This is a genomic window from Pseudomonas sp. PS01303, assembly GCF_029959385.1.
Classification (GTDB): Bacteria; Pseudomonadota; Gammaproteobacteria; order Pseudomonadales; family Pseudomonadaceae; genus Aquipseudomonas; species Aquipseudomonas rustica.
Genome location: NZ_JASCPK010000195.1, coordinates 1 through 8,570 on the forward strand (window position 1 = coordinate 1; position 8,570 = coordinate 8,570).

The following is an 8,570-nucleotide window of genomic DNA, read 5'->3' on the forward strand; positions in this document are numbered from 1 at the left end:
CTGTGGGAGCGAGCTTGCTCGCGAAGGCGTCCATCCCTTCAACATCATCATCGCCTGACCCACCGCCTTCGCGAGCAAGCCCACTCCCACAGGAGGCGGGGTTGCGGGCATAAAAAAACCCGCCAGGTTGGCGGGTTTTTTTATCGGCTAAGCGAAGATCACTCTTCGATGTTGCCCATGGCGGTGGTGTTGAAGCCGCCGTCGACGTACATGATTTCGCCGCTGATGCCCGACGCCAGGTCGGAGCACAGGAAGGCGCCGGCGTTGCCGACTTCGTCGATGGTGACGTTGCGACGCAGCGGGGTTTGCGCTTCGTTGGCGGCCAGCATTTTACGGAAGTTCTTGATGCCCGAGGCTGCCAGGGTACGGATCGGGCCAGCCGATACGCAGTTGACGCGGGTGCCGTCCGGGCCCAGGGAGCCGGCCAGGTAACGTACGCCAGCTTCCAGCGAAGCCTTGGCCATGCCCATCACGTTGTAGTTCGGCATGGTGCGCTCGGCGCCCAGGTACGACAGGGTCAGCAGGCTGCCGTTGCGGCCTTTCATCATTTCGCGGCCGGCTTTGGCCAGGGCCACGAAGCTGTAGGCGCTGATGTCGTGAGCGATGCGGAAACCGTCACGGGTGGTGGCTTCGGTGAAGTCGCCGTCCAGTTGGTCGCCCGGGGCGAAGCCTACGGAGTGGACGATGCAGTCCAGGCCATCCCACTTCTTGCTCAGTGCTTCGAAGACCTTGGCGATTTCTTCATCGCTGGCCACGTCGCACGGGAAGCACAGCTCAGGGCTCGAACCCCAGCCTTGGGCGAATTCTTCAACACGACCTTTCAGTTTGTCGTTCTGATAAGTGAAGGCAAGCTCAGCGCCCTCGCGATGCATGGCGGCAGCGATGCCGGATGCGATGGACAGCTTGCTGGCGACACCGACGATCAGTACGCGCTTACCGGCGAGAAAACCCATGTGTTGCTCCTCTTTCAGGTTATTGCGCAGTGGCTGGTGCCAAAAAAGCGGCTTCCAGCAACTGCTGTGTATACGGATGTTGGGGGGCGGCAAAAATACTTTGCGCGTCTCCCTGTTCGACCACTTGGCCATGCTTGACCACCATCAACTGGTGGCTCAGCGCTTTGACGACAGCCAGGTCATGGCTGATAAACAAATACGTCAGGTTGTACTTGGCTTGCAGTGAACGCAACAGCTCCACCACTTGCCGCTGCACCGTCCGGTCGAGCGCCGAAGTCGGCTCGTCCAGCAGGATCAGCGCCGGTTTCAGCACCAAAGCCCGGGCAATGGCAATTCGTTGCCGTTGCCCACCGGAAAATTCGTGGGGGTAGCGGTGCCGGGTTTCCGGATCCAGACCTACCTCCTTCAATGCCGCAATAATCGCCGCCTGTTGCTCCTCGGCGGTGCCCATCTTGTGAATCCGCAGGCCTTCGCCAACGATATCGCTGACACACATGCGCGGGCTCAGGCTGCCAAACGGATCCTGAAACACCACCTGCATCTCCCGACGCAACGGGCGAACCTCGTTCTGCGTCAGGCAGTCTAGCTGCTTGCCTTCAAAGCGGATCGCGCCTTTGCTGCCGATCAAACGCAAAATCGCCAGACCCAGCGTGGATTTGCCGGAACCGCTTTCGCCGACAATCCCCAGAGTCTGACCCTGAGGCAGGCTGAAATTGATGCCGTCCACTGCCTTGACGTGATCCACCGTGCGTTTGAGCAGGCCTTTCTTGATCGGGAACCAGACTTTCAAGTCCTCGACCTCAAGCAACGGCGCGCCGATTTTATTGGTCGCCGGGCCTCCGCTGGGCTCCGCGCCGAGCAATTCCCGAGTGTACGGATGCTGCGGCGAACGGAACAGCTCTTCGCACGATGCCTGTTCGACGATGCAACCGCGCTGCATGACACATACACGATGCGCAATTCTTCGCACGAGGTTCAGATCGTGACTGATCAGTAACAGCGACATGCCCAATCGGGCCTGCAATTCCTTGAGCAAATCGAGGATTTTCAGCTGAACGGTCACGTCCAGTGCCGTGGTCGGCTCGTCGGCAATCAGCAGTTCCGGCTCGTTGGCTAAGGCCATCGCAATCATCACGCGCTGGCGCTGGCCACCAGACAATTCATGGGGCAGGGCCTTGAGGCGCTTGTGCGGCTCAGGGATGCCGACCATCTCCAGCAGCTCCAAAGTGCGCTTGGTCGCGACTTTGCCGGTCAGGCCTTTGTGGATGCCGAGGACTTCGTTGATCTGCTTCTCGATCGAGTGCAACGGGTTCAGCGAGGTCATCGGCTCCTGAAAAATCATCGCGATGCGATTGCCGCGAATGTGCCGAATGGTTTTTTCGCTCAGGTCCAGCAGGTTTTGCCCGGCGTAATTGATGCTGCCAGCCGGATGGCGGGCCATCGGGTAGGGCAACAACCGCAGGATCGAGTGTGCAGTCACCGATTTGCCCGAGCCGGATTCGCCGACCAACGCCAGGGTTTCGCCACGCTTGATGTCAAAACTCACGCCCTCGACGACGCGGTGTATGCGCTCACCGAAACCGAATTCGACGGCGAGGTCGCGCACTTCGATCAGATTGTCCTGATTCATTTCACTTCCTCGGGTCGAAGGCATCGCGAGCAGACTCGCCGATAAACACCAGCAAACTCAACATTAACGCCAGCACGGCAAAGGCGCTGATGCCCAGCCACGGCGCTTGCAGGTTGGATTTGCCCTGCGCGACCAGTTCACCCAACGACGGACTGCCGGCCGGCAAACCGAAACCGAGGAAGTCCAGCGCGGTGAGGGTGCCGATGGCGCCGGTGAGGATGAACGGCATAAACGTCATGGTCGAGACCATCGCGTTGGGCAGGATGTGGCGGAACATGATCGCGCCGTTCTGCATGCCCAGCGCCCGCGCCGCACGCACGTATTCGAGGTTGCGACCCCGGAGAAACTCGGCGCGCACCACGTCGACCAGGCTCATCCAGGAGAACAACAGCATGATCCCCAGCAGCCACCAGAAATTCGGCTGCACAAAACTGGCAAGAATGATCAGCAGATACAGCACCGGCAGCCCCGACCAGATCTCCAGAAAACGCTGCCCGGCCAGATCGACCCAGCCGCCATAAAAACCCTGCAGTGCGCCGGCAATCACGCCGATGATCGAACTCAACACGGTCAGCGTCAGCGCGAACAGCACGGAAATACGGAAGCCGTAAATCACCCGCGCCAACACGTCGCGACCCTGATCGTCGGTACCGAGCAGGTTGTCCGCCGACGGTGGCGCCGGCGCCGGGACTTTCAGGTCGTAATTGATGCTCTGGTAGTTGTACGGAATCGGCGCCCACAACACCCACGCATCCTTGGCCTTGAGCAGTTCGCGGATGTACGGGCTCTTGTAGTTGGCTTCCAGCGGGAATTCGCCGCCAAACGTCGTTTCCGGATAGCGCTTGATCGCTGGGAAATACCAACTGTTGTCGTAATGCACCACCAGCGGCTTGTCGTTGGCGATCAGCTCAGCGCCGAGGCTAAGCCCGAACAAAATCAGAAACAGCCACAGCGACCACCAGCCGCGCTTGTTGGCCTTGAACAGTTCGAAGCGGCGGCGGTTGAGAGGGGACAGGTTCATCTCAATGCTCCCGGCTTTCGAAGTCGATGCGCGGATCGACCAGGGTGTAGGTGAGGTCGCCGATCAGTTTCACCACCAGCCCGAGCAGGGTGAAGATGAACAAGGTGCCGAACACCACCGGGTAATCGCGGTTGATCGCCGCTTCGAAACTCATCAGACCGAGACCGTCCAGAGAGAAAATCACTTCCACCAGCAGCGAACCGGTGAAGAAGATGCCGATGAACGCCGAGGGGAAACCGGCAATCACCAACAGCATGGCGTTGCGAAACACGTGGCCGTAGAGCACGCGATGGCGGGTCAGGCCTTTGGCCTTGGCGGTGACCACGTATTGTTTGTTGATTTCGTCGAGGAAGCTGTTTTTGGTCAGCAGGGTCATGGTCGCGAAGTTGCCGATCACCAGTGCTGTAACTGGCAGCGCGAGGTGCCAGAAGTAATCGAGGATCTTGCCGCCGAAACTCAGCTCATCGAAGTTGTTCGAGGTCAGCCCGCGTAACGGAAACCAGTCGAGATAACTGCCGCCGGCAAACACCACGATCAGCAGGATCGCAAAAAGGAACGCTGGGATCGCGTAGCCGACGATGATCGCCGAACTGGTCCACACATCGAAGTGACTGCCGTGTCGCGTGGCCTTGGCGATCCCCAGCGGGATCGACACCAGGTACATGATCAACGTGCTCCACAGCCCCAGCGAGATCGACACCGGCATCTTTTCCTTGATCAGGTCGATGACCTTGGCGTCGCGGAAAAAGCTGTCGCCGAAATCCAGCGAGGCGTAGTTCTTGACCATGATCCACAGGCGTTCCGGGGCCGACTTGTCGAACCCGTACATGTGCTCGATTTCCTTGATCAGCGCCGGGTCCAGCCCTTGCGCGCCGCGATAGGAGGAACCGGCCACCGACACTTCGGCGCCGCCGCCGGCAATGCGGCTGGTGGCGCCCTCGAAGCCTTCGAGCTTGGCGATCATCTGTTCCACCGGGCCACCGGGCGCGGCCTGAATGATCACGAAGTTGATCAGCAGAATGCCGAACAGGGTCGGGATGATCAGTAGCAGTCGCCGAAAAATATACGCCAGCATCATTACTCCGTGCCCGCAGGGTCGGCTTGCAGTTTGGTTTCGACTTCTACCGCCGGTTTAGCGTCAGGCTTGACCCACCAGGTGTTGATGCCGATGTCGTACTTGGGTGAGACCTTCGGATGGCCGATGTGATTCCAGTACGCCACGCGCCAGGTCTTGATGTGCCAGTTGGGCACCACGTAGTAGCCCCACTGCAACACGCGATCCAGCGCGCGGGCGTGGGCCACCAGGCTGGCGCGCGAGTCGGCGTTGATCAGGCTCTCGACCAGTTGATCGACGATCGGATCCTTCAAGCCCATGGTGTTGCGGCTGCTGGCCTTGTCGGCAGCGGCGCTCATCCAGAATTCGCGCTGCTCGTTACCCGGCGAATTGGATTGCGGGAAGCTGCCGACGATCATGTCGAAGTCCCGCGAGCGCACGCGGTTGATGTACTGCGAAACGTCGACGCGGCGGATCACCAGTTCGATGCCAAGGTCGCTGAGGTTGCGCTTGAACGGCAGCAACACGCGTTCGAATTCGGTCTGGGCGAGGAGGAATTCGATCACCACCGGTTTGCCGGTGGCGTCGACCATTTTGTCGTCGACGATCTTCCAGCCAGCCTCTTGCAGCAGTTGATAGGCCTCGCGCTGGTGATTGCGGATCATGCCGCTGGCGTCGGTCTTCGGGTTGTCGAAGGCTTCGCTGAACACCTGCGCCGGGAGCTTGTTGCGGAACGGGTCGAGGATCGCCAGTTGATCGGCGTCGGGCAGGCCGGTGGCGGCCATTTCCGAGTTTTCGAAATAGCTGCGGGTGCGGAAGTAGGCACCGTTGAACAGTTGTTTATTGGTCCATTCGAAATCGAACAGCAAACCGAGCGCCTGGCGCACCCGTATGTCCTGGAACACCGGACGGCGCAGGTTGTAGACGAAACCCTGCATGCCGGTCGGGTTGCTGTTGGGGATCAATTCCTTGATCAAACGGCCCTCGTTGACGGCCGGGATGTTGTAAGCGTTGGCCCAGTTTTTCGCGGTCATCTCCAGCCAGAAATCGAACTGCCCGGCTTTCAGCGCTTCGACGGCGACGGTGTTGTCGCGGTAGTAATCGCTGGTCATCGTGTCGAAATTGTAGAAGCCACGGTTGACCGGCAGATCCTTGCCCCAATAATCCTTGACCCGCTCGTACCGTATCGAACGGCCGGCCTTCACTTCGGCAACCTTATACGGGCCGCTGCCGAGCGGAATTTCCAGATTGCCCTTGCTGAAATCGCGATCGGCCCACCAGTGTTTTGGCAGCACCGGCAACTGGCCGAGAATCAGCGGCAACTCGCGATTATTGTTGTGCTTGAACTTGAACAGCACTTTCAGCGGGTCTTCGGCGATGACTTCGGACACGTCGCTGTAGTAGCCGCGATACATCGGCGAGCCTTCCTTGGTCAGCGTGTTGAAGCTGAACACCACGTCGTCGGCGCGCACTGGATGACCGTCGTGGAAACGTGCTTCGGGGCGCAGGTAGAACCGCACCCAGCTGTTGTCCGGGGCCTTTTCGATCTTGCCGGCGATCAGGCCATATTCGGTGAACGGCTCGTCGAGGCTGTGCTTGGTCAGGGTGTCGTAGATCTGCCCGATGTCATCGGCCGGCACGCCTTTGCTGATAAACGGGTTGAGGCTGTCGAAGCCACCAAAACCGGCCTGACGGAATACGCCGCCCTTGGGCGCGTCGGGATTCACGTAATCGAAATGCTTGAAATCGGCCGGGTATTTCGGCGGCTCGTTGTACAGGGTCACGGCGTGTTGCGGGGCGGCAAAGGCCAGCCCGGCGAACAGCAAGCCGCTGGCCTGGACGAGCAGGGCGCGGATGGGTTTCATCGATCTTTCTCCGAAGACTTCAGCCACCACGCGCTCAGGCCCAGGGTGTAGGGCGGCGTGGTGACGAAGGCCAACCGGTTGCGGTAGGCCAGGCGGTGATAATTCAGGTACCAGTTGGGAATGCTGTAGTGCTGCCAGAGCAGCACGCGGTCGAGCGCCTTGCCGGCGGCGACCTGTTCATCGCGGGTGCGCGCGGCGAGCAATTGTTCGAGCAGGTGATCGACCACCGGGTTGGCGATGCCCGCGTAATTTTTGCTGCCCTTGACCCCGACCTGACTGGAATGGAAGTACTGCCACTGCTCAAGGCCCGGGCTGAGGGTCTGGTTGAGCGTCATCAGGATCATGTCGAAATCGAACTGATCGAGGCGCTGTTTGTACTGCGCGCGATCGACCGTGCGCAGGCGCGCGTCGATGCCGATGCTGTTGAGGTTCTCAATGTACGGCTGGAGGATGCGCTCCAGATTCGGGTTGACCAGCAGCAGTTCGAAACGCAGCGGCTGGCCGTCGGCGTTTTGCAGGCGCTGGCCGTTGAGCTTCAAGCCGGCCTCGGCGAGCAGGGCCAGCGCTTTGCGCATGGTCTCGCGAGGAATGCCGCGGCCGTCGGTTTGCGGCAACGTGAACGGCTCGGTGAACAGCTTGGCCGGCAGTTGCTCCTTGTACGGTTTGAGCATCAGCCATTCGTGCCCGACCGGCAGGCCACTGGCGCTGAATTCGCTGTTCGGGTAGTAACTGGTGGTGCGCTTGTAGGCATCGCTGAACAGCGCGCGGTTGGTCCATTCGAAGTCGAACATCAGCCCCAGCGCTTCGCGGGTTTTGACGTCGGCGAACGTGGCGCGGCGGGTGTTCATGAACAGGCCCTGACTTTGGGTCGGGATCTGGTGCGGGATCTGCGCCTTGATCACGTCGCCACGGCGGATGGCCGGGAAGTTGTAGCCGTTGGCCCAGTTCTTCGCCTGATGCTCGATGTAGATGTCGAACTCGCCGGCCTTGAACGCTTCGAAGGCGACATCGCTGTCGCGGTAGAACTCGACTTCCATGCGATCGAAGTTGTACTTGCCGCGATTGACCGCCAAGTCCTTGCCCCAGTAATCCTTGACCCGCTCGAAGATCAACTGCCGGCCCGGCGTCACCGAAGTGATGCGATACGGGCCGCTGCCCAGCGGCGGTTCGAAGGTGGTGGCTTTGAAGTCGCGGTCTTTCCAGTAGTGCTGCGGCAGCACCGGCAATTCCCCGAGGCGCAGGATCAACAGCGGATTGCCCGAGCGCTTGAGCACGAAGCGAATGCGCTGCGGATTGAGGATATCGACGCGCAGCACTTCCTGAAGGGCGGTGCGGTATAGCGGATGGCCGTCCTTGAGCAGCAAACGATAGGAGAACGCGACGTCGTAAGCGGTGATCGGCGTGCCGTCGTGGAAACGTGCCTCGGGGCGCAGATTGAACACCACCCAGCTGCGATCTTCGCTGTACTCCACCGATTGCGCGATCAAGCCATAGCTGGACGCCGGCTCGTCACCGGAAGGCGAATACTGGCCAGTGCCGACCATCAGCGGCTCGTTCAGCTCATTGATGCCGTACTGGAGGAAATTCGGCGTGGTGACCGGGCTGGTGCCCTTGAAGGTGTATGGGTTGACCGTATCGAAGGTGCCAAACGCCATCACCCGCAACGTACCGCCCTTGGGCGCTTGCGGGTTGACCCAGTCGAAGTGGGTAAATCTGGCCGGGTACTTGAGCGTACCGAACTGCGCATAACCGTGACTTTCGGTAATCGTCGCGCTTGCGGTTGAACTCAAGGCCAGGCTGATCAGGAGCAGGAGGAGGGGACGCTTCAAGTCAGATCTGATCCAGGCGGCTTGGGCTTTGTGGGCCGTACAGTAACAGCTTGTCTGGACAGGAAAAAGATCGCGGGTTAATGGGGGGTTAATCCAGGCGCGCTGCTTGCTCAAATTACCTCTGTGGCGAGGGGATTTATCCCCGATGGGGCGCGCAGCGGCCCGCGCTCTTCGAATTAAAAGAAGGGACTGCTGCGCAGTCCATCGGGGATAAATCA

General features: G+C 60.1%; 6 protein-coding genes. All 6 read right to left on the minus strand.

Features of this window, described 5'->3' with window-relative positions; translation table 11 throughout:
* Positions 1-158: 158 nt before the first annotated feature.
* Genes fabI through QMX93_RS28280 form a run of 6 tightly spaced genes read right to left on the minus strand, consistent with a single transcriptional unit; the run spans position 159 to position 8,352 of the window.
* The gene (fabI, locus tag QMX93_RS28255; RefSeq protein WP_007910591.1) at positions 159-953 is read right to left on the minus strand and encodes an enoyl-ACP reductase FabI; all 795 of its coding nucleotides are present in this window, start codon (positions 951-953) and stop codon (positions 159-161) included.
* Between the two features lie 19 nt (positions 954-972).
* Positions 973-2,583, minus strand: a complete 1,611-nt coding sequence (locus QMX93_RS28260) for an ABC transporter ATP-binding protein (protein ID WP_282358820.1) — start codon at positions 2,581-2,583, stop codon at positions 973-975.
* Between the two features lies 1 nt (position 2,584).
* Positions 2,585-3,604 carry an ABC transporter permease gene (locus QMX93_RS28265; RefSeq protein WP_282358821.1) on the minus strand — a complete coding sequence of 340 codons (1,020 nt, stop codon included), beginning with the start codon at positions 3,602-3,604 and terminating at the stop codon, positions 2,585-2,587.
* A 1-nt stretch (position 3,605) separates the two neighbouring features.
* A complete protein-coding gene (locus tag QMX93_RS28270; protein ID WP_201226938.1) occupies positions 3,606-4,679 on the minus strand; it encodes a microcin C ABC transporter permease YejB in 1,074 nt (357 codons plus the stop codon).
* Between the two features lie 2 nt (positions 4,680-4,681).
* On the minus strand, positions 4,682-6,523 hold the full coding sequence (locus QMX93_RS28275) for an extracellular solute-binding protein (protein ID WP_282358828.1): 1,842 nt from the start codon (positions 6,521-6,523) through the stop codon (positions 4,682-4,684).
* Positions 6,520-8,352 (minus strand): extracellular solute-binding protein, encoded by a 1,833-nt coding sequence (locus tag QMX93_RS28280; RefSeq protein WP_282358830.1) that lies wholly within the window; start codon positions 8,350-8,352, stop codon positions 6,520-6,522. Before QMX93_RS28280 ends, QMX93_RS28275 begins: the two co-directional genes overlap by 4 nt.
* Between the last annotated feature and the right edge of the window lie 218 nt (positions 8,353-8,570).

Bases quoted from the DNA above. Each gene is read 5' to 3' on its own strand.
- fabI (WP_007910591.1), bottom strand. From the start codon at position 953: ATGGGTTTTCTCGCCGGTAAGCGCGTACTGATCGTCGGTGTCGCCAGC.
- QMX93_RS28260 (WP_282358820.1), bottom strand. From the start codon at position 2,583: ATGAATCAGGACAATCTGATCGAAGTGCGCGACCTCGCCGTCGAATTC.
- QMX93_RS28265 (WP_282358821.1), bottom strand. From the start codon at position 3,604: ATGAACCTGTCCCCTCTCAACCGCCGCCGCTTCGAACTGTTCAAGGCC.
- QMX93_RS28270 (WP_201226938.1), bottom strand. From the start codon at position 4,679: ATGCTGGCGTATATTTTTCGGCGACTGCTACTGATCATCCCGACCCTG.
- QMX93_RS28275 (WP_282358828.1), bottom strand. From the start codon at position 6,523: ATGAAACCCATCCGCGCCCTGCTCGTCCAGGCCAGCGGCTTGCTGTTC.